Here is a 20,054-nt window from a genome sequence, read left to right on the forward strand (position 1 = left end):
CCAAACAATAACGCCTAAATTTACGACTTGTTTAAGCTTTAATTATATTATTTCAGTTTGATTTAAGATTCAAATATAGTGTATTTACTACACTAACAATATAAAATTTACATTACCAAATTTTCTTTGGACTTTAATTTACGCACATCTATCTGCGCAGCCACCTGAATATCAGGCATTTTATTCAAACTAGTGAGGATAAAATTGAGATCTTCCTTATCAATAAACTGATGGATAACGATAAAGAAATCCACTTTGTTCATTTCAGGAATCAGAAAGCCCTCGCTGTTCCTATTGCTCACCAAAAAATATTCCCGTTCGCCCTCTTCTACAAAGAAAAAGTATTTGGAAAAAGCCAATGGTGCTTCATCCGTATTAAAATACACCTCATGATCTTCTATTTTGTAAAACTCTAGGTTAAGATTTGTGTTTATCTTGTGGCACAAAACGTAGTCTTTTAACGATGCAGTGATAGCGATAAGGACAAAATCCAGATCGAGCGATAGTTTTAAATAAGTTTTGTTCAAAATGTATATTTTTGTTAGAATTACGAAATTATAAAACTAATTTTACTTTGGGTTTTAAACCCATTAAAATTGACAGAGAAATAAAAACATTTGAAATGTGTTAGAATTTATTTTTCTTTGCACAGAATTATTTAACCATTAAATTATAATATTATGTCTGATATTGCTTCAAGAGTAAAGGCTATTATCGTAGAAAAACTAGGTGTTGATGAAAGTGAAGTTACGCCAGAAGCGTCTTTCACAAATGACTTAGGTGCAGATTCACTAGACACTGTTGAGCTAATCATGGAGTTTGAAAAAGAATTCAATGTAGCTATTCCAGATGACCAAGCTGAAACTATTGGTACTGTAGGTCAAGCAATTGCTTATTTAGAAAAAAACGTTAAGTAGAAATACTTTTTCTGTACAATACTTATAAATGGGATTAAAAAGAGTAGTAGTTACTGGGTTGGGTGCGCTCACTCCTATAGGAAATAGTGTTCCCGAATTTTGGGAAGCATTAGTAAATGGTGTGAGTGGCGCAGCGCCTATCAAGAGTTTCAATACCGAAAAATTCAAAACAAAATTCGCTTGCGAGGTTAAAAACTTTAATCCAGAAGATCATTTGGATAAAAAAGAAGCCCGCAAACTGGATCCGTTTGTGCAGTACGCACTGGTATCCACCGAAGAGGCCGTTAAAGATGGGGGATATGATTTCTCTAAACTTGACACGAACCGCATTGGTGTAATCTGGGGCGCTGGAATTGGAGGTCTAAAAACTTTCTTAGACGAGGTTTCCAACTTCGCCAAAGGAGATGGCACACCTAGATACAATCCTTTCTTTATCCCGAAAATGATTATTGATATCGCCCCAGGGCATATCTCGATGAAGTATGGATTGCGTGGACCAAACTTTGCCACCGTTTCTGCTTGTGCATCATCAACTAATGCGATGATTGATGCCTTTAACTATATTCGCTTGGGCATGGCTGATATCATTATCAGCGGTGGTTCAGAAGCGATTATTAACGAAGCGGGCATGGGAGGTTTTAACGCAATGCATGCTTTATCTACCCGTAATGATGATCCTGCAACAGCTTCCCGTCCATTTGACAAAGACCGTGATGGTTTTGTAGCGGGCGAAGGTGCCGGTACCATTATTTTAGAAGAACTGGAGCACGCTAAAGCGCGTGGCGCCAAGATTTATGCTGAAATTGTTGGTGGTGGTATGAGCGCAGATGCTCATCACATTACAGCCCCTCACCCAGAAGGGCTTGGTGCTAAAATGGTAATGACTAAAGCGTTAGCGGATGCTAAGTTAGAAACCAATCAAATTGATTATATCAATGTGCATGGTACTTCTACACCACTTGGAGATATACAAGAAGCAAAAGCTATTGTAGACTTATTTGGAGAAGATGCTTATAAACTGAACATCAGCTCTACTAAATCTATGACGGGCCACTTGTTGGGCGCTGCCGGTGCCGTTGAAGCCTTGGCTGCTATTCTTGCCATTAAGAATAGTACGATTCCGCCAACGATCAACCACTTTACAGATGACCCTGAGTTTGACCCAAAACTTAATTTTACTTTTAACAAAGCTCAAAAACGAGAAGTTAGAGCTGCAATAAGTAACACTTTTGGTTTTGGAGGCCATAATGCTTCTGTAGTTTTCAAGAAATACGAAGAATAAGCCAAAAAGTTTATGGTTTAAGAGCAATTGTATTGTATATTTATACAAATGCTTTTTCTATAATTAAATTTTGTGTTGCTAGTTGATGTCCTTGCTCAGCATTTATAAACTATATCTTTCGCCAAATAAGCAGTTCTTAAAGAAATTAAAGAATGTGCTTGGTTTTGTCCCGGGTAATATTGCGCTCTATAAAATGGCGTTTAGGCATCGTTCGGCGGCCAAGATATTGAAAAATGGCAGCAGGAGCAGCAATGAGCGCTTAGAGTTTTTGGGCGATGCTATTTTAGGTGCTGTAGTGGCAGAAATGCTATTTAAAAGTTATCCTTATAAAGAGGAAGGCTTTTTAACCGAAATGCGGTCTAAGATTGTAAACAGAGCAAATTTAAATCAATTGGCGCGTAAAATGGGTTTCGATGAACTTATCGTTTTTGATCAAAAGACGGTAAACTTCCAATCAAAACACCACTCTATGTATGGCGATGCTTTTGAAGCATTGATTGGGGCCATTTATTTAGACAAAGGCTATAATTTCACCAAAAATCTTATCCTTAAGCGCATCATTAAACCTTATGTAGATGTTCACCATCTGGAAATTACGGAAACAAATTTCAAAAGCCGTTTGATCGAATGGTGCCAGCGACAAGGCAAAGATATTTCGTTTGATGTTGTTGAAAATGGCGAGGGAGAAAGTGCCAAACTGTTTACTGTTCAGGTAATGATTGAAAATGAGAATTACGGCATTGGCAGGGACTACAACAAAAAGAATGCTGAAAAACTTGCAGCAGAAAAGGCTTGTGAGGCCTTGGCTATTTAATCCCTTAATGTGACGATTAGCAAATCCGATTATTCCATCCCAAAAAACCAACTGTCCAAACAACGAAAAAACTAATTGTTCTGGTTCTGAACTTTTGTCTTTCCAGCAGTATCACTATACTTCTTAAAAGATTCGTTGATCCATTTAATGGCATCGTAATTAGTCCAATGTTTGGCCTTTTCATAATCTGGCCTATAATCAACCATAAAATTTTCTAAGGCTTTCCCGGTCAACCCCGTATGCTGATTAATGGATGTTTTATTAAAAAGTTGATCAACAACATTATCCTGCATTTCCGTTTGGTACATCCTATTAAATCTTCTGGCCTGCCGAGGGGTTTTACCAAAAAGCTCATATAACGCAGTCAGTGGACTAGATAAAAAAGAAAGAACCGGGGGTTTCCCACCATAAAAAGAACCTTTATCCCTGTAGTCTCTTTTCAGTTCCTCTAAGGTTTGCTTTTTGGTTTGCCCAGTTACCACAACTTCATTCAAGGTAGTACCACGATTTAGATATAATACCAAATCTTTATTGTTGCGTACAACCACTTCCAAATCGTTAAAATTACGTTTCATCACCACTAGGGTATCTCCTATATTCGCTTTGATAGAGAAAATCCCCATATCGTTACTGCCCGCAGAGAAGCCGGACCGCTTATTTTTTACTTCGGCCAAAGCGATGCGAATATTGGCGCCACGTTCAAAAAGTACTCCAGTAAGCACAAAATCTTGTTGGGCAAAGCCCTGATAAGTTGTACTTATGCAGAGTATGATTAACGAATAAAATGTGAGCCTAACTTTGCCTAGCATTTGCAGCGTTATATTTTTATTTTGTAAACTTAACAAATGTTTAGCGTTTAGGACGTTAAAAAAGGTTAATTCATGCGCAAAATACTTTCATCAATCTACCTACTTTATGCAGCAATCATCTTTATTATACTGATGTTTATTGCTTTGCCCTTTGTATTGCTCTTTTCGGCAATTTTACCTTTAAACGCCGGAAAAAGGGCTATTCTAGTGATATTAAGAACTTGGGCCTGGCTATTCAGTGCCCTAAGTTTATTTTGGATAAGCACCGAAAATAAAAGGAGCATAGATCTCAGCAAATCTCATATCTATGTAGGAAATCACGGCTCATACCTAGACGCGGTAGCAGTCTGCTTGAGCATTCCACAATATTTTAGCGCATTAGGCAAGGTAGAAATTACAAAGGTGCCTGTTTTTGGACTGATTTATAAACGGATAGTGGTATTGATAGACCGAAGTAGCAAAGAAAGTCGTGAACAATCTGTAAATGCATTAAAGAAAGATATTGCCAACGGGCAGTCTATTCTCATTTTTGCAGAAGGCACCATGAACCAAACCGAACAGCCCTTAACCGATTTTTATGATGGCGCTTTTAGAATTGCCATCGAAACACAAACGCCCATCATTCCCTTTGTGATGATCAATAACAGGAAACTACTTCCAAGAAAGCACCCATTAAAGGCTAGGCCAGGCATCATTAATACCATTTTGTTGCCGGAAGTAGCCGTAGCTGGATTAAGTTTGGAAGATTTACCAGCCTTAAAAAAGAAAGTATACGATCTTATGAAAGAAGCAATTTTAGAGCATTATTAGCATGAAATCCTGATCGATTAGATATGTTCAGGCGTCGCTATCTAATTACTTTATACTAACTACTAAGTACTTTTTATATCTTTGCACATGATAAAATCAATGACCGGCTTTGGCTTGGCATCTACCGACCACGAAAGTGTGAAGTTTTCAGTAGAGATAAAATCGCTAAATTCGAAGTTTCTTGAGCTTGGACTCAAAATTCCAAAAGCATTTTCCGACAAAGAACTCTACCTGCGTAATGTCTGCAATAAAGAGATAGAGCGTGGTAAAGTAAGCATTGCCATTACTGTTGAACGTAGCGAAGAAGCACAAAAAGGCGCTTCTATTAATCAGGTATTATTAAAAAAATATTATACCCAATTATTAGAAATCAATAAAGATATTGCTGCAGATTTATCGACAATATTGCCAGCCGTGCTTAATTTGCCAGAGGTAATTAGCTATACCGAGGAAGAAGCGAGTGATAGTGAATGGGAAATTTTGGAGGCAACTTTCGATAAAGCACTTAAGAACTTTACTCAGTTTAGGGTGGATGAAGGCAAGGTACTAAAAGCTGACCTGGAACTCCGCATCAGAAACATTCTTGTTTTTTTTGCTCAGGTAGAAACCTTAGCCCCTTTAAGGGTTCCGCAAATTAAAGCTCGTTTAACACAGTTCTTGGAAGATAGCGTTGGAAAAGTAAATGTAGATCAGAACCGCTTTGAGCAGGAGTTGATTTATTATATCGACAAATTAGATATTACCGAAGAGCAAACCCGCTTAAAAAGTCACTGTGATTATTTTATCGCTACCCTTAATGACAAAGATGCCAATGGTAAAAAACTTGGTTTTATCTCCCAGGAAATTGGTAGAGAAATCAATACCATGGGTGCAAAAGCCAACGATGCACAGATACAGCAATTGGTGGTAGGGATGAAAGAAGAACTAGAAAAAATTAAAGAACAATTATTGAATGTGTTGTAATGTTATGGGAGTTGTAATGTTGTAATGTTGCAACGTTGAGACTTTCAAACCTTCCAACCTTCCAACCTTTTTAAAGAATGCAAGGCAAACTTATTATATTTTCTGCTCCTTCAGGCGCTGGTAAAACTACCATTGTAAAGCATCTGTTAAGCAAATTCAGCAACCTCAGCTTTTCCATTTCGGCAACTACTAGAGAGCTCCGAGGCGACGAAACCAATGGCAAGGACTATTATTTTATTAGTAAGGAGGAGTTTTTACATAAGGTTGCCCACCAAGAATTTGTAGAATTTGAGGAAGTATACAGCGGGACATTTTATGGTACTTTACGCTCTGAAATCCAACGTATTTGGGATGAAGGCAAACATGTTATTTTTGATATCGATGTAGAAGGTGGGTTACGTTTAAAGAGAAAATTTGAAGACGATGCATTAGCGATTTTCGTGCAACCACCATCATTAGAAGTGTTAAAGGAACGTTTAGCTGGTAGAGGAACCGATAGCGAGGAAAAGCTACAGGAGCGTTACGCCAAAGCGGAAAAAGAACTTGCATACGCAGAGAAATTTGATATCATCCTTAAAAACTACGAATTAGAAACAGCCTGCGCTGAGGCGGAACAGTTGGTAGGGGATTTCTTAAAAAGTTAACCGTAAATAAATCGTCATTTCGACGAAGAATGAGGAGAAATCTAACAAGACGCTAGATTTCTCTTCGTCGTACCTCCTTATCGAAATGACGGCATAGATAAAGAAAAAATGATTGGTCTATTCTTCGGTTCGTTTAATCCCATTCATCTAGGACATTTGGTAATTGCCAACTACATGGCCAATTATACTGATCTGAAAGAAGTATGGTTTGTGGTTTCCCCACATAATCCGCTAAAGCAGAAAGCAGGCCTGGCTGATATGTACGATCGGTTGGAAATGGCCCGCTTAGCAACAGAAAATGCCGACCACTTAAAGGTGAGTGACATTGAGTTTAAACTCCCCCAACCTTCCTATACGGTTGATACCATGGCACACCTCAAAGAAAAACATCCTGAAAAGGAATTTGCCCTAATCATGGGTGCGGACAACCTCGTATCACTTAAAAAGTGGAAAAACTACGAAGTACTACTTCAAAATCACCAAATTTTTGTCTACCCACGTCCCAACGCCGATGTCAGCGAATGGAAAAATCACTCGTCTATTGTGATTACCGAAACACCACAAATGGACATTTCCTCTACTTTTATCCGCCAGGCAGTAAAGCAAGAAAAAAGCATCCAGTTTTTAGTTCCGGATGCTGTAATCGATTTTATGGATAAGAAAAGCCTCTATAAATAATTTACGATTTCAGATTGACGAATTACGATTGAATTAAGCGCTATAAATCTAAAATCGTAACTCGTAAATCTACAACCCCCTTATCCTTTCCAGCTGTCTTTTAGCGAAACCACTCGGTTAAACACTAAATGATCAGCAGTAGAGTCTTTATCTAAACAAAAATATCCTTTACGAATAAACTGGTAACCAGTGCCTAATGTTGCATTGGCCAAAGCAGGTTCAATATAAACGTTACTTAGTACTTCCTTGCTGTTTGGATTAAGGTAATCTTTAAAATCACCTTCCTCAGCGTCAGGAGATACTACGCTAAATAATCTATCATATTGTCTTACTTCCGCTGTTTTGGCGTGAGCCATACTTACCCAATGAATGGTTCCCTTAACGTGAATTCCGCTAGTATCACTACCACTTTTCGATTCGGGAATATATGTACAATGAACCTCTGTTACTTTCCCATCGGCATCTTTAACAAAACTTTCGCACTTCACAATGTAGGCAAACTTCAAGCGCACCATTGCCCCAGGAGCAAGTCGGAACCATTTTTTAGCAGGCTCTTCCATAAAGTCTTCACGTTCAATCCAAAGTTCTTTACTGAAAGGAATTTCCCTAGTACCACCTTTATCTTCTGCTTCTGGATTATTTTCTCCGATTAAAATCTCACCATCGCCCTCATAATTGGTAATCACTAATTTAATTGGATCTAAAACCGCCATCGCTCTGGTCGCTTTTTTATTCAGATCCTCGCGGATACAAAACTCCAACAAGCTCAACTCAATCAGGTTTTCTCTTTTTGCAATACCGATACGTTCACAAAACTCTCTGATACTTTCCGGAGTATAACCTCTCCTCCTCAAACCACTAACGGTAGGCATACGAGGATCGTCCCAACCACTTACATGGCCTTCATTTACCAATTGCAACAGTTTACGTTTACTCATTACCGTATAGGTAAGGTTTAAGCGAGCAAATTCATATTGTTTTGAAGGGAAAATACCCAACTGGGCGATAAACCAATCATATAATTCTCGGTGAGAAACATACTCCAACGTACAAATAGAGTGGGTAATATTTTCGATGCTATCGCTTTGTCCATGCGCAAAATCATACATCGGATAAATGCACCAAGCATCTCCGGTACGGTGATGGTGAGCATGTTTAATACGATAGATAATGGGGTCGCGCATCAGCATATTAGGGCTAGCCATGTCAATTTTAGCTCTTAAGATACAAGCACCATCCTCAAACTCCCCATTTTTCATTTTAGTGAAAAGCTCCAAATTTTCTTCGATGCTTCTCTCTCTGTACTGGTTAGGAGTTCCTGGCTCGGTAGGTGTACCTTTTTGTGCGGCAATTTCTTCAGCCGTACTTTCATCTACATAAGCAAGTCCCTTTTCAATCAACTGCACGGCATAGCTATACAACTGATCAAAATAGTCAGAAGCGTAAAGTTCGTTTTTCCACTGAAAACCCAGCCATTGAATATCTTCCTGCTGGCTATTTACATATTCTGTTTTTTCAGTAACCGGATTGGTATCATCAAATCTAAGATTAGTGTAACCACCGTATTTCTGAGTCAATCCAAAATTCAAGCATATCGCCTTAGCGTGGCCGATATGTAAATAACCATTTGGTTCTGGTGGGAAACGTGTGACTAGTGTTTCGTACTTTCCGCTTTTTAAATCATTCTCTATAATCTCTTCTATAAAGTTTAATGATTTTTCCTCGCTCATATAAATCTGTGTTTAAGCCCCAAAGTTAACCAAATTTAGGGTATTTTAAAGGGGAAGATACATGGAATAAAGAACAAGGAGCAAAGCATAAAGATCTTTCAAAATAGAGCATTTTGAACCTAAAAGAATACCAAAAAACCAAATAACTAACCAACCAAACAACTATTTCATTACATTTACCTACATCAAGAAACCAAATATGAAAAAAACTCTAAATAGGCCCATTAGGGTACTTGTAGCCAAGGTTGGTTTGGATGGCCATGACCGTGGCGCAAAAGTAATTGCAACCTCGCTTCGCGATGCTGGCATGGAGGTTATTTATACCGGTTTGAGGCAAACGCCTGAAATGGTAGTGAACACGGCCATACAGGAAGATGTAGATGCGATTGGCATTTCAATACTCTCAGGTGCCCACATGACGGTTTTTCCTAAGGTAATGGCCATTATGAAGCAAAAACAACTTGATGATGTTTTGGTGACTGGGGGTGGTATTATTCCTGAAGGGGATATGAAAAAATTGCAGGAAATTGGCGTTGGAGAACTTTTCGCTCCTGGTACCGCCATGAAAGATATTGTAGATTATATTGAAAACTGGGTGGCAGAGCACCGAAAATTTTAAGCGTTATGGATTATCAACAATTATTGGTAGAAACCAACAACAACATACTATACATTACCATCAATCGACCACAAAAACTCAATGCGCTAAACAAAGAAGTTTTGACCGAGTTATCGGTTGCGGTTGCCAATGCCCAAAAAGACAAGGGAATTAAAGCAATTTTAATAACCGGTGCAGGAGAAAAAGCTTTTGTAGCTGGTGCCGATATTTCCGAATTCCAAAATTATACCCTTGAAGAGGGCAAGCAATTGGCCAAAAATGGCCAGGAAACTGTTTTTGATGCCATCGAAAATTCAGCTAAACCGGTAATTGCCGCTATTAATGGATTTGCTTTAGGAGGAGGCTTAGAGCTGGCCATGGCCTGTCATATCAGAATTGCTAGCGAAAATGCCAAATTAGGGCTCCCTGAAGTCACACTAGGACTGATTCCCGGTTATGGAGGCACACAGCGCTTGGCCCAACTAGTAGGTAAGGGAAATGCTTTTGAAATGATTTTTACTGCAGACATGATTTCGGCAGAGAAAGCACTGCAACTTGGACTGGTAAATCATGTAGTGCCCATTGCCAACCTTTTGGAAAAGGCCAACGAGATCTTAGAAAAAATTAAACTTAGGGCCCCTTTAGCATTGGCCAGTGCCGTAAAAGCGGTAAATGCGGGTTTCAACCCCAAAATAAATGGTTACGATGTAGAAATTAACGAGTTCGGCAGATGCTTTGATACCCAAGACTTTAAAGAAGGGGTGACCGCATTTTTAGAAAAACGAAAAGCAGATTTTAAAGGCGAATAACCTGAAACGAGGCCACAAAATCTAATCGCCCAGCTCATTAATTAATCCTACTCCGAAAAAGTGTAGAAAATATTTCCCACATGCGTTTTTTTTCTATATTTTAGCTAAAATATTAATCTACCCTATTTATATACGCGTATGAAGAAAATATTAATAGTTGACGATGAGGTAAATATCGGGTTGTTGCTCTCGAAATTTTTAACCAGAAATTCTTTTGATGTAACCAGCGCAACTAGCGGAAATTCTGCCATGGAGTATCTCGCCAAGGATAGTTATGACTTGGTTTTATGCGATTACCGTTTGGAAGATACCGACGGCAAGGAAATGCTAATCAAGATCAAGGAAAGTTATCCAAAAACAGGTGTAATCATTATCACCGGATATTCGGACATTAAACTAGCCGTTGAATTGATCAAGCTTGGCGCTTACGATTATATAACAAAGCCTTTATATCCAGATGAAATTCTGAATACCATTAACAAGGCTATTGAAACGCAAATAGCATTAAATGCCAGTTTGCCCGAAACGGAGAGCGCTCAGGAGCAGGAAAAAACGAAGACAAGCAAAAACACTTACATTTTAACGGATGAGTTCGTTATAGGACAAAGTGGTGCTTCAAAAGAATTGATGAAGCAGATTTTGTTGGTGGCTCCAACCGCTTATAGCGTTATTTTGATGGGAGATAGCGGTACGGGTAAAGAATCAGTCGCTAAAGCCATCCATCTCAATAGCCCAAGAAAGGACAAACCTTTTGTGGCCATGGACTGCGGTTCCTTAACCAAGGAGCTTGCAGGCAGTGAATTTTTTGGCCACGAAAAAGGCTCTTTCACTGGTGCTTTGTATACCAAAATCGGTCATTTTGAAATGGCTAACGGTGGAACGCTATTTTTGGACGAAGTAGGCAACCTTTCCTACGATATCCAAGCGGCATTATTGAGAACGGTACAAGAAAGAAAAATCAAACGTATTGGCAGCACCAAAGAAATTGATTTGGATGTGAGGATTATTGTGGCAACCAACGAAAACCTACAAGATGCCATTTCAAAAGGTAAATTCAGGGAGGACCTTTACCATCGTTTTAATGAATTTTCGATCAACCTGCCTCCTATCAGCCAACGCGGAAAAGACATCTTGGCCTTTGCCGAAAGCTTCTTGCAATTGGCCAATCAGGAACTTAATAAAAACATTAAAGGTTTTTCAGAAGAAGTAATCGATTGCTTTTTGACCTACAATTGGCCAGGTAATGTTAGGGAACTGAAAAATGTGGTACGTAGGGCAACATTGCTTACCGAAACCGACGAAATACAATTAAAGGCGCTTCCATTGGAAATTTCAACTTATGCCAAGGCACCACTTTTAGCCTCAAATGGCAATGCTGAAAGCGCCGAACGTAGCAAACCTCGAGATTTAAAGAACGCCGCATTAGAAGCAGAATACGAAACAATCCTGAAAGTGCTACGGGAAGTAAACTTTAACAAGACAAAAGCAGCAAAAATATTGAACATCGATAGGAAAACGCTCTATAATAAAATGAAAGCTATTGATCTTGACAACAAATAAAAGTGTTTAGTCTTTTCAAAAACTCTGGCGCTCCAAGGTTCGAAAACCGCTACAATATTTCTAAGAAGATATTATGGATAGTTATGCTGTTGTGCATTGCACCGCTGCTATCTATAATATTATCAATTGCAGTTGGCAAATCCTCCGTGCTGTTTTTCAATGTTAGGCCAAATTTTTACACGAGTATTTGGACCAGCTTTGGCATAGCCGCAGCCCTGTTTACAGGTATATTGGCCATGATTGACTATACCATCAGAAGAGAGCTGACCATAACCTTGTTTGGCATCACGCTTTTTATCTCTGCCATTTTGGATGTGTACTATCTGCTCATCCTAAACGAGAATGCAGTTAATGCACAAAACATCTCAGAGGCACTTTATTTTATATGGTGGGTTAATCGGCTATTTTATTCGTTAACACTATTAATCGGCACTGCTTTTTATTTAAAATTAAAATCGAAGAACCTAAGACTGCCCGAGCAGAAGAGCAGAATTATAAGACGTACTACCATCATTTGTGTGATTGCTGGAATTACCTGCGTACTTATCATTGCCAATACAAGCACCATATTACAACGAAAATTGATATTGGACCGAATGGTACAAATCGATTTACTTTCTTTTCTTCCACTTATATTCCTTTTCATTTGGGCCGCGTTTTACCTGCCTAAATTTATGCTTCGTTTTCATAGCATTTTCTCAAAATTATTGATATTGAGCATTGCACCCCTTTTTTTGGCGCAACTGTTTATGGCCTTAAGCACTACCGCTTTCGACACCTATTTTAATGCTGCTCATTACCTGCGTTTCATTAGTTATTTGGTTCCTTTGGCGGGCATCATCCTTAACTACATAGAAACCGTTAGAAACGAGCAAAGAATCATTGCCAAACTGGATGTAGAGGTAAAAGAAAAACAAACGTTAACCGCCAATTTATTAGAAAGAGAAGCATTGCTGGCAAATGCTGAAAAAATCTCGAAACTAGGCAGCTGGGAGCTTGATATTAGGAACAATTCCTACAAATGGTCTGACGAGCTTTATAGGATTTACGGCTTTGAAGGCAACTCTTTTCAGCCAACACACGCCATTGCCGAACGAGTAGTAGTTCCCGAATACAGCAAAAAACTAAGCAAGGAACTTTCAAATGCGGTAAAAAACAAAACCTCATTTGCGGCCGAATATCAAATTATGCAGCCCGATGGCTCCAAGCGTTACGTACTTAATCAAGGTTATTTTTCAGGCAAGGAAAACAAGCTTGTTGGTACCATACAGGACATTACCGAACTTAAGGAAGCAACCCTAAAACTCCGAAAAAACGAAACTTTATTGCGTGAAGGTGAAGCAGTATCACATAACGGCAGTTGGGAATGGCATTCAAACCACGAACATATTTTTTGGTCTGATGAAATGTTCAACATCCATGGGTATCTCCCTCATTCTACCATTGTCACCATAAGCTCCTACTTCAATTTTATTCATCCCGAAGATTCGCAAGAGCTAAGAAAGATTTTCGCGGAAGCAAGAAAAAACAAAACCTCTTTTAAAGCAAATTATCGCATTATTAGACCTAGTGGTGAAATCAGATACATGTCGACCACAGCCAAGTTCAAAGCAGATGAAGTGGGCGATGGCTATGCCTATTTAGGCAACACCCAAGATGTAACACTGCTTAAGGAAGCACAACGAAAACTAGAAGAAAAAATTAACGAACTCAATGTATCCAATAAAGATTTGGAACAGTTTGCGTACGTGGCCTCACATGATTTACAAGAGCCCCTTAGAAAAATCCGTGCTTTTGGTGACAGGTTAAAAAACCGATTTGCCGAGCAGGTAGATGAGGAAGGCAAAGACTATATCAATCGCATGCAAAATGCTGCAGAACGCATGCAAACTTTGATTGATGATCTGCTGGCCTTCTCTAAGGTTACCCGACAAGCGAAAGCATTTGAACCCGTAAACCTCCATCAATTGATTTCTAAGGTCCTTCGCGATTTGGATTATACTATTGAGAGCTCCGATGCCCAAATATCCTTATCCGTAAATGAAACCGTGGAAGGTATAGCACCACAATTAGCACAGGTTTTCCAAAACATCATTAGCAATTCACTAAAGTTTATTAAGCCAGATATACAACCGAGAATAGACATTTCTTCACAAACATTGATGGGAAATAACGTCCCTGTAAATGGTGCAATAGCAAACGTATCGTACTGTGTAATCAAAATTACCGACAATGGAATTGGCTTTGATGAAAGTTATGCAGGTAAGATTTTTGACCTCTTCCAACGCCTACATTCCCGAACGGAATACAAGGGAACAGGAATTGGCCTAGCGATATGCAAAAAAATTGTAGAAAACCACTCTGGATTCATCTTTGCCAAAAGTATTGAAGGTGAAGGAGCTTCTTTTTTTATTGTTTTACCACTCAAATCTAACGCTGCTCAATGACCACTATGCACAACCCGCTTATTTTAATTGCTGAGGACGATCCCGACGATGCGCTCATGCTTAAAGACGCTTTCTCGGAAATTGACCAAAACATGGTAACCTTTTTAAACAATGGAAAATTATTGATAGAACATATACAACACCTTTTATTAACCAATAAATTACCAAATTTAATCGTTATAGATTTAAACATGCCTGTTTTAGATGGCAGGGGAGTAATTAAAGAACTTCGGAAAAACACCGAGACCAAAAATATTCCACTAGTGGTATTGTCTACCACTAAAAGCAAGGAAGATATTGATTCGGTAATGGCTTTAGGAGCTTCCGAGTTTTTCACCAAACCCACTTCCTTTAGCGATCTGGTAGGCATTACCAATACCATTGCCAATAAATGGCTCAACACCTAAATATTAACGTATGAACAAAGTGAGGGTTTTGTTAATTGATGATGATGAGGATGATTTCATTATCACACGAGACATTTTCAGCCGTATTAGTCAAGCTGAAAGATATGAATTAACTTGGATAGACACTTTTGAAAAAGGAATAAACGCTGTACTCAAACGCCAGTACGACATCTATCTGGTTGATTACCGATTGGGAAAACACACCGGTGTGGATCTGGTAAACGAAGCCGTGCTTTCGGGCATTAGGGAACCCATCATTATCCTTACTGGAAAAGGCGACTATAAAATAGATGAAGAGGCCATGAATGTGGGAGCCGCTGATTATTTGATCAAAGACAAAATTGAGCCCGATACTTTAGATAGGAGCCTCCGTTACGCCTTAAAGCAAAGCGAAACACTGAGCGCTTTAAAAGAAAGTGAACACAAGTTCAAAATCATTTTCGATAAGGCCAAAGAACCTATTCTCATTTCAGACTATACAGGAAAAATCCGAGACATCAACAAGGCGGGGCTTAATTTCTTTGGATACCACATCAAAGAAATGCTGGAAACCAATGACCGTAATTTATTTTACACACAGGAAGATCGCGAAAACTTTATCCAAGAACTGGAAACTAAGGGTGCTGTAAGTGATTTTGAATGTCAAATGGTCTCTAGTAAAGGGCAAGTATATTATTGTAGCCTTTCATCATTCCTACAAATCGACCCGCAAAATATGGTCGAGGTTTACCATACCATTATACACGACCTCACTTATAGAAAGCATCAGGAAACAAAGTTCATTCACGAAAGCAAGTTTTCCATTTCGGAACATATTGCCAAAGGTTTTGTGGAAGAAATTAGAAATCCACTTTCTACTATAAATTTGATACTTCACGAACTTACCTCTGATGATGCTTTGGCCTACAATGAAACATTGCAGAACAATCTGGACATCATTAAAACCAATTTGGACAATATCAATCAGCTCACCAAAAACTTTATTGCAAGTACAGAAAATAAGCCTGTACAAAAGCAGAAAACAGGCATCAATGCTTTGATTGAAGATGCTATAATTGAAATTAGCGACCTTATTCTAGGCCATCGAATCGTGCTCGAAAAACATCTTCTGCCTTCCGAAACCTATCTGTCAATAGATGCCAAACAAATCAAAAGAGCATTTGTCAATCTACTGATCAACGCCATCGAAAGCATGGAAAGCTACCCCAAAATATTGAACATTAGCGCCATTAACGATAGTGGAATGTACTCAGTTTTGATAGAAGATAATGGAAAAGGCATTGACCCAGAGTTAGAACATCAAATATTTGAACCTTTTTTCACTACCAAAAAAGAAGCAGAAGGATTAGGCCTAACAGAAGCCGAACGTTCTATCTTGGCACATAACGGACGAATCATTTTTAAACCTCAGTCACACGGTAGCTTATTCGTTGTACAACTTCCGATTAACTAAAAATCCTTAAGCAGCTATAACGGAAAATATCCTATTTAGCTTGTCTAAGGCATTTTTTTATTTATATTAGGATACTTAACAGGCACAGATTTTGCTGATAGGTAAATGCAAAAACTTAAAACAATTTGCATTTGTACAAGGTTTAATTAACGTAGGTTGAGATAATTTTTCATTTTTTAACATAAAACTATAAAAACATGAGCGACAATTCAAAAGTAGTAGTAGCCTTGTTAGCCGGCTTAGCTGCAGGAGCAGCCCTAGGAATACTTTTTGCCCCAGATAAAGGCAGTGATACCCGCGACAAGCTGGGTCAATCATTAAAAGATTTTGGAGATTCCATTAAAGAAAGAGCAGCAGACGAAATCAATAACCTAAGCAGTTTAAAAGACAAAGTTGTAAACTCTATAAAAGGCAAACTTCGTGATGTGGAGCAAGAATACTCAGACGAGGTAGAGCACGTATAAAGTATAGTAAACCTTTGATAAACGATAATGGAAGAAAAAAAAGAAAAAAATATTGAGGACCTTGCTTCAGATGCCAAAAGCTATATAGATAGCCGATTAGAGTATATACACTTAAAATCGGTAGAAAAAGGCTCAAAGCTATTTTCAGACCTCATTACCAACACTGTAGTGGTAGTGTGCTTTTTACTCGCCTTTATACTAGGAACGGTTACACTGGCCCTATATCTGGCGGATTTGTTTGGCAGTTATGTTGCTGGCTTTGGCTGCGTAGCAGGTATCTATTTATTTTTATCCATTATCGTTTTCTTAACCAAGGATAAATTTATCGAAAGGATATTGGTAAATATGTTTATTAAAAAATACTTTGATAAAATAGCAGATAAAGACGATGAAGCGTAGAGACATAGGATCCTTGGCTGACTTACAGCTTGAAATTAGTCGTGTAAAGCACGAATACTTGGCAAAAGAAGACCAACTTAAGGCCGATACCAGGGCATACATTAAACAGTTTTCTCCTTTCAATTTAATCAAGGATTTTTTTAATCCGCAAAGCTTGCTGAAGTTAGATGAGAAAACCAATTTAAGTGGAAGCATCATGTCTTTAATTCTGCCATTATTTTTAAATAAAACCGTTTTTAGAGGTTCAGGCTTTTTAACCAAAGGTATTGCGGCATTGGTATCCGGCAAAATTGGCAAATCATTAGATGCCGAAAGTTTAACGGGCATCTTTAGCAAAGTGAAATCGCTATTCACTTCCAAGAAAAAGAAAGACGAAGTAAACTTTGTAGATTACGGAATTCCGCCAGATAGCGAGACTTATTAATCTCTAAATCAATTCCCTTTATAAATTAAAAATACAGTAGGCTTTTTATGAAGGTCTACTTTTTCTTTGCGCCATAAACTAATGGGCAATGTTTTAATAAACTCATCTTCCCCATTGATATTGCTGGCAATGCATAACAGCGTATTGGGCTGGCAATTTTTTAAAACTTCCTCCAATAACTGATTGTTTCTAAAAGGCGTTTCCATGAATAATTGAGTTTGTCGGTAACGCTGCGATAACTGCTCAAGATCTTTAATCCTTTTGCTTCTTTCCCCCTTGTCAATAGGCAAATAACCACTAAAAGCGTAACTCTGCCCACTAAATCCTGAGGCCATTAATGCTTGCAACATGGAATTTGGACCAACTAAAGGCACTACCTTAATATTTCTACGATGCGCTTCGGCCACAATATCCGCACCTGGATCTGCTACGCCAGGGCAACCTGCTTCGCTCATCAACCCAACATTCACTCCTTCGTTCAATTCTTTAAAAAAAGGCACTAGCGAACTCCCTCTCTTATGCTTACCATAGTCGTGTATAAGCAGTTCGCTTTGAGGCATCTTCAATCCTGCTTCCTTTAAAAATCTACGGGCCGTCTTTTCATTTTCAACAATATAAGTATTGATGCTATTGATCGTATCTACCAAAAACGGAGTGAAAGATTTGTGGGCGGCATCATCTGCCAAGGGAACTGGGATTAAAAATAATGTACCTTTTTTCATCTATAAATGGGTTAGCTATTCAATACAAAATTAAAGTTTTTAAAAACAACAAAGCACCAATTGGTGTTTCGTTAAGTTGTTTCTGTATCAAATTTAGTTCTACATCAACTTATAAATGACATAATTTTAAGACAGAGACACACACTTAAAGTGGTGAAACATACGTTAAATATCACAAAGCCGCAACTTTCTCGTTGCTTTAACGGTTTTTAACATTCTTTGGTTCTCAAATTGATATTCACTAACCGTTAGGTTAATTAATTAAAATATTTAAAACACACAGACATGAAAAGCTTGATCAAATTCCCGGCAGTGGTGCTTGGACTTTTGCTCCTCACCGGGACCACACAAGAAGCAAAAGCTCAATATGATGATGTTTCTCTGCAAACATTTTATGATGAGCTTTCTCCCTATGGAACTTGGATCAATGATCCAGAGTATGGTTACGTTTGGCGACCAGACGTAGACCAAGATGAATTTAGACCCTACTATACCAATGGCCGTTGGGCAATGACCGAATATGGCAACACTTGGGTATCCAATTACGATTGGGGCTGGGCGCCGTTCCACTACGGTCGTTGGATATACAACAGATACAACAGATGGGTATGGCTTCCAGACACCGTTTGGGGACCAGCATGGGTAAGTTGGAGAAGTGGCGGCGGTTATTACGGATGGGCTCCATTGGGTCCCAGCATTAATATCAACATCAATATCGGACGTCGTTATGTAATGCCTGATTTCTGCTGGAACTTTATTCCCGAAAGAAACATCTACTATAATAGTTATCCAAGATATTATAGCGGACGAAACAGAGTATATATCCAAAACACTGTAATCATTAACAACACGTACGTACGCAACAATAGGACTTATTACACAGGTCCTAGAGCTGACGATATCAGAAGAGCAACCAATCGTGATGTAACCGTGTATAATGTATCGAGAGTGAGCAGATCTGGTGGTAGCAGGATCGAAAACAATACCGTAAATATTTATGCTCCACGTCCAAGTAGAGGAAGCGATAATGCCAAAGCTGCTCCAAGACAAGTAGTAGATGGCAGCGTAACCAGAGATAGGATTGATAGAAGCGGTAATGTAAGTAGACCAGGTCGTGGTGGTGCAGATGATGTTTACACCAATAGAGGCGATAGAACTAACAATCGCAATGTCGACAATAGCAATATCTCCAGAGAACGCGGAAACACTAATGTTCCTAGCAGAGAAAGCAGGGTTGAAAACAACAACGGACGTGGTGACGATAGAGGAAATATTTTTGGGAGATCTAGAGAAAGAGAAACCACAGCGCCTACGGAACAAACCAATCGTGAAGCGGATCGTAGCAGACCAGTATTCCCTTCTCGTTCTTCTTCAGAAGGAAGGAGTCAACAAACTCCTCCTCCGCAAAGAAATGTAGAACGTCCAGAAAGAATGGAACGCCCAGAAAGGATGGAGCGTTCTCAGCCACAAAGAACAGAACGCGTAGAACGAGTTCAACAATCATCTGGCTCAAACAACAGATCATCTGGTGCTTCGAGCTCAGGAAGACCTAGCCGAAGCGAAAGCGGAGGTAGACCCGGAAGGGGTTAAACAAAAGGGAAGGATGGTAAATTACCATCCTTTCTATTTTAATATTATCTTTAACGTAAAATGAGGCAAAGTACTCAACCTTAAAATTCTAATGAAAAAAACCATCTTAACTCTTGCTATTGCACTAGGTGCAACAACAGTATTCGCTCAAACAAATTTAACGTCAAAGCTTAATCAGGCTACCAAAACAGCAACTACCGCAAGTAATTATGCCACACAAGCAACCAATATTGCTACGAAGCTAAATACTGCTTTAAGTTTAACCAATACACAAAAACCACAGGTTGCTTCCATCGTTACTGATTACCTAAAAAGCAAAGCGAACTTGTCATCTTTAGCCACAACTAACGCTAGTGCTTATACCTCTAAGCTGAGCGGCTTAAATTCTGGCATGTTTTCGAAGCTAAAAACAGTGCTTACCGCAGCACAATACGCAAAATTGTTAGGCTTAAAGACCTCTCCAACGGTAGACGCCGTATCAGCCTTATTTATCTAAGCAAAAAAATATTCGTTCCAGGGGAAGCAAAAGCTTCC

The 20,054-nt window shown here is 38.8% G+C and carries 22 protein-coding genes; 18 read left to right on the forward strand and 4 right to left on the reverse strand.

Translation table 11 applies throughout. The annotated features are described in order from the left end of the window. Positions 1 to 107: 107 nt before the first annotated feature. The gene (locus ABDV71_RS01420) at positions 108 to 527 is read right to left on the reverse strand and encodes an IPExxxVDY family protein (RefSeq protein WP_343530638.1); all 420 of its coding nucleotides are present in this window, start codon (positions 525 to 527) and stop codon (positions 108 to 110) included. A gap of 153 nt (positions 528 to 680) precedes the next feature. On the opposite strand from ABDV71_RS01420, the gene ABDV71_RS01425 reads away from it, so the two are divergent. The 3 genes from ABDV71_RS01425 (at position 681) to rnc (ending at position 3,013) form a co-directional block, all read left to right on the forward strand. Continuing rightward, the gene (locus ABDV71_RS01425) at positions 681 to 917 is read left to right on the forward strand and encodes an acyl carrier protein (RefSeq protein WP_008508386.1); all 237 of its coding nucleotides are present in this window, start codon (positions 681 to 683) and stop codon (positions 915 to 917) included. A 28-nt stretch (positions 918 to 945) separates the two neighbouring features. Continuing rightward, a complete protein-coding gene (gene fabF / locus ABDV71_RS01430) occupies positions 946 to 2,199 on the forward strand; it encodes a beta-ketoacyl-ACP synthase II (protein WP_343530639.1) in 1,254 nt (417 codons plus the stop codon). A gap of 85 nt (positions 2,200 to 2,284) precedes the next feature. Then, positions 2,285 to 3,013, forward strand: coding sequence for a ribonuclease III (gene rnc, locus ABDV71_RS01435; RefSeq protein ID WP_343530640.1), 729 nt, complete (start codon positions 2,285 to 2,287; stop codon positions 3,011 to 3,013). 71 nt (positions 3,014 to 3,084) lie between these two features. On the opposite strand, the gene ABDV71_RS01440 is transcribed toward rnc, so the two are convergent. Next, on the reverse strand, positions 3,085 to 3,822 hold the full coding sequence (locus ABDV71_RS01440) for a hypothetical protein (RefSeq protein ID WP_343530641.1): 738 nt from the start codon (positions 3,820 to 3,822) through the stop codon (positions 3,085 to 3,087). Positions 3,823 to 3,894: 72 nt separating this feature from the next. On the opposite strand from ABDV71_RS01440, the gene ABDV71_RS01445 reads away from it, so the two are divergent. From ABDV71_RS01445 to nadD, 4 genes are all read left to right on the forward strand, one after another. Beyond that, positions 3,895 to 4,632: a lysophospholipid acyltransferase family protein gene (locus ABDV71_RS01445; protein WP_343530642.1), complete on the forward strand. Its 738-nt coding sequence runs from the start codon at positions 3,895 to 3,897 to the stop codon at positions 4,630 to 4,632. A 99-nt stretch (positions 4,633 to 4,731) separates the two neighbouring features. Then, positions 4,732 to 5,595: a YicC/YloC family endoribonuclease gene (locus ABDV71_RS01450; RefSeq protein WP_343531554.1), complete on the forward strand. Its 864-nt coding sequence runs from the start codon at positions 4,732 to 4,734 to the stop codon at positions 5,593 to 5,595. 77 nt (positions 5,596 to 5,672) lie between these two features. After that, the gene (gene gmk, locus ABDV71_RS01455) at positions 5,673 to 6,239 is read left to right on the forward strand and encodes a guanylate kinase (RefSeq protein ID WP_343530643.1); all 567 of its coding nucleotides are present in this window, start codon (positions 5,673 to 5,675) and stop codon (positions 6,237 to 6,239) included. Positions 6,240 to 6,347: 108 nt separating this feature from the next. Beyond that, positions 6,348 to 6,917 (forward strand): nicotinate (nicotinamide) nucleotide adenylyltransferase, encoded by a 570-nt coding sequence (gene nadD, locus ABDV71_RS01460; protein WP_343530644.1) that lies wholly within the window; start codon positions 6,348 to 6,350, stop codon positions 6,915 to 6,917. An 80-nt stretch (positions 6,918 to 6,997) separates the two neighbouring features. On the opposite strand, the gene ABDV71_RS01465 is transcribed toward nadD, so the two are convergent. Next, positions 6,998 to 8,647 (reverse strand): glutamine--tRNA ligase/YqeY domain fusion protein, encoded by a 1,650-nt coding sequence (locus tag ABDV71_RS01465; RefSeq protein ID WP_343530645.1) that lies wholly within the window; start codon positions 8,645 to 8,647, stop codon positions 6,998 to 7,000. 199 nt (positions 8,648 to 8,846) lie between these two features. Here ABDV71_RS01465 and ABDV71_RS01470 point away from each other — a divergent pair, with 199 nt between their 5' ends. From ABDV71_RS01470 to ABDV71_RS01510, 9 genes are all read left to right on the forward strand, one after another. Then, on the forward strand, positions 8,847 to 9,266 hold the full coding sequence (locus ABDV71_RS01470; protein ID WP_343530646.1) for a cobalamin B12-binding domain-containing protein: 420 nt from the start codon (positions 8,847 to 8,849) through the stop codon (positions 9,264 to 9,266). A 5-nt stretch (positions 9,267 to 9,271) separates the two neighbouring features. After that, on the forward strand, positions 9,272 to 10,054 hold the full coding sequence (locus tag ABDV71_RS01475; protein WP_343530647.1) for an enoyl-CoA hydratase-related protein: 783 nt from the start codon (positions 9,272 to 9,274) through the stop codon (positions 10,052 to 10,054). A 138-nt stretch (positions 10,055 to 10,192) separates the two neighbouring features. Next, the gene (locus ABDV71_RS01480; RefSeq protein ID WP_343530648.1) at positions 10,193 to 11,614 is read left to right on the forward strand and encodes a sigma-54 dependent transcriptional regulator; all 1,422 of its coding nucleotides are present in this window, start codon (positions 10,193 to 10,195) and stop codon (positions 11,612 to 11,614) included. Positions 11,615 to 11,760: 146 nt separating this feature from the next. Then, the gene (locus tag ABDV71_RS01485; RefSeq protein ID WP_343530649.1) at positions 11,761 to 14,061 is read left to right on the forward strand and encodes a PAS domain-containing protein; all 2,301 of its coding nucleotides are present in this window, start codon (positions 11,761 to 11,763) and stop codon (positions 14,059 to 14,061) included. Then, positions 14,058 to 14,468 carry a response regulator gene (locus ABDV71_RS01490; protein ID WP_343530650.1) on the forward strand — a complete coding sequence of 137 codons (411 nt, stop codon included), beginning with the start codon at positions 14,058 to 14,060 and terminating at the stop codon, positions 14,466 to 14,468. The genes ABDV71_RS01485 and ABDV71_RS01490 overlap by 4 nt, the downstream gene beginning before the upstream one ends. A gap of 10 nt (positions 14,469 to 14,478) precedes the next feature. Beyond that, positions 14,479 to 15,921, forward strand: a complete 1,443-nt coding sequence (locus ABDV71_RS01495; RefSeq protein ID WP_343530651.1) for an ATP-binding protein — start codon at positions 14,479 to 14,481, stop codon at positions 15,919 to 15,921. Between the two features lie 197 nt (positions 15,922 to 16,118). After that, on the forward strand, positions 16,119 to 16,385 hold the full coding sequence (locus ABDV71_RS01500) for a YtxH domain-containing protein (RefSeq protein WP_113638336.1): 267 nt from the start codon (positions 16,119 to 16,121) through the stop codon (positions 16,383 to 16,385). Between the two features lie 27 nt (positions 16,386 to 16,412). Further along, positions 16,413 to 16,784: a phage holin family protein gene (locus tag ABDV71_RS01505; RefSeq protein WP_343530652.1), complete on the forward strand. Its 372-nt coding sequence runs from the start codon at positions 16,413 to 16,415 to the stop codon at positions 16,782 to 16,784. Then, on the forward strand, positions 16,774 to 17,208 hold the full coding sequence (locus ABDV71_RS01510; protein ID WP_343530653.1) for a hypothetical protein: 435 nt from the start codon (positions 16,774 to 16,776) through the stop codon (positions 17,206 to 17,208). Before ABDV71_RS01505 ends, ABDV71_RS01510 begins: the two co-directional genes overlap by 11 nt. An 8-nt stretch (positions 17,209 to 17,216) precedes the next feature. Here ABDV71_RS01510 and ABDV71_RS01515 read toward each other — a convergent pair whose 3' ends face one another. Beyond that, positions 17,217 to 17,930 (reverse strand): SAM-dependent methyltransferase, encoded by a 714-nt coding sequence (locus ABDV71_RS01515; RefSeq protein ID WP_343530654.1) that lies wholly within the window; start codon positions 17,928 to 17,930, stop codon positions 17,217 to 17,219. 285 nt (positions 17,931 to 18,215) lie between these two features. Here ABDV71_RS01515 and ABDV71_RS01520 point away from each other — a divergent pair, with 285 nt between their 5' ends. Both ABDV71_RS01520 and ABDV71_RS01525 read left to right on the forward strand, forming a co-directional pair. Continuing rightward, positions 18,216 to 19,520, forward strand: coding sequence for a DUF6600 domain-containing protein (locus ABDV71_RS01520; protein WP_343530655.1), 1,305 nt, complete (start codon positions 18,216 to 18,218; stop codon positions 19,518 to 19,520). Between the two features lie 91 nt (positions 19,521 to 19,611). Further along, complete coding sequence (locus ABDV71_RS01525) at positions 19,612 to 20,016, forward strand: hypothetical protein (RefSeq protein ID WP_343530656.1); 405 nt, start codon at positions 19,612 to 19,614, stop codon at positions 20,014 to 20,016. The last annotated feature ends 38 nt before the right edge of the window (positions 20,017 to 20,054 follow it).

Origin of the sequence: Pedobacter sp., from assembly GCF_039594775.1 — a bacterium.
In the GTDB taxonomy this organism is placed as follows: domain Bacteria; phylum Bacteroidota; class Bacteroidia; order Sphingobacteriales; family Sphingobacteriaceae; genus Pedobacter.

Coding starts and splice junctions, on each gene's coding strand:
- ABDV71_RS01425 (WP_008508386.1), top strand. CDS start 681: ATGTCTGATATTGCTTCAAGAGTAAAGGCTATTATCGTAGAAAAACTA.
- fabF (WP_343530639.1), top strand. CDS start 946: ATGGGATTAAAAAGAGTAGTAGTTACTGGGTTGGGTGCGCTCACTCCT.
- rnc (WP_343530640.1), top strand. CDS start 2,285: ATGTCCTTGCTCAGCATTTATAAACTATATCTTTCGCCAAATAAGCAG.
- ABDV71_RS01440 (WP_343530641.1), bottom strand. CDS start 3,822: ATGCTAGGCAAAGTTAGGCTCACATTTTATTCGTTAATCATACTCTGC.
- ABDV71_RS01445 (WP_343530642.1), top strand. CDS start 3,895: ATGCGCAAAATACTTTCATCAATCTACCTACTTTATGCAGCAATCATC.
- ABDV71_RS01450 (WP_343531554.1), top strand. CDS start 4,732: ATGACCGGCTTTGGCTTGGCATCTACCGACCACGAAAGTGTGAAGTTT.
- gmk (WP_343530643.1), top strand. CDS start 5,673: ATGCAAGGCAAACTTATTATATTTTCTGCTCCTTCAGGCGCTGGTAAA.
- nadD (WP_343530644.1), top strand. CDS start 6,348: ATGATTGGTCTATTCTTCGGTTCGTTTAATCCCATTCATCTAGGACAT.
- ABDV71_RS01465 (WP_343530645.1), bottom strand. CDS start 8,647: ATGAGCGAGGAAAAATCATTAAACTTTATAGAAGAGATTATAGAGAAT.
- ABDV71_RS01470 (WP_343530646.1), top strand. CDS start 8,847: ATGAAAAAAACTCTAAATAGGCCCATTAGGGTACTTGTAGCCAAGGTT.
- ABDV71_RS01475 (WP_343530647.1), top strand. CDS start 9,272: ATGGATTATCAACAATTATTGGTAGAAACCAACAACAACATACTATAC.
- ABDV71_RS01480 (WP_343530648.1), top strand. CDS start 10,193: ATGAAGAAAATATTAATAGTTGACGATGAGGTAAATATCGGGTTGTTG.
- ABDV71_RS01490 (WP_343530650.1), top strand. CDS start 14,058: ATGACCACTATGCACAACCCGCTTATTTTAATTGCTGAGGACGATCCC.
- ABDV71_RS01495 (WP_343530651.1), top strand. CDS start 14,479: ATGAACAAAGTGAGGGTTTTGTTAATTGATGATGATGAGGATGATTTC.
- ABDV71_RS01500 (WP_113638336.1), top strand. CDS start 16,119: ATGAGCGACAATTCAAAAGTAGTAGTAGCCTTGTTAGCCGGCTTAGCT.
- ABDV71_RS01505 (WP_343530652.1), top strand. CDS start 16,413: ATGGAAGAAAAAAAAGAAAAAAATATTGAGGACCTTGCTTCAGATGCC.
- ABDV71_RS01510 (WP_343530653.1), top strand. CDS start 16,774: ATGAAGCGTAGAGACATAGGATCCTTGGCTGACTTACAGCTTGAAATT.
- ABDV71_RS01515 (WP_343530654.1), bottom strand. CDS start 17,930: ATGAAAAAAGGTACATTATTTTTAATCCCAGTTCCCTTGGCAGATGAT.
- ABDV71_RS01520 (WP_343530655.1), top strand. CDS start 18,216: ATGAAAAGCTTGATCAAATTCCCGGCAGTGGTGCTTGGACTTTTGCTC.
- ABDV71_RS01525 (WP_343530656.1), top strand. CDS start 19,612: ATGAAAAAAACCATCTTAACTCTTGCTATTGCACTAGGTGCAACAACA.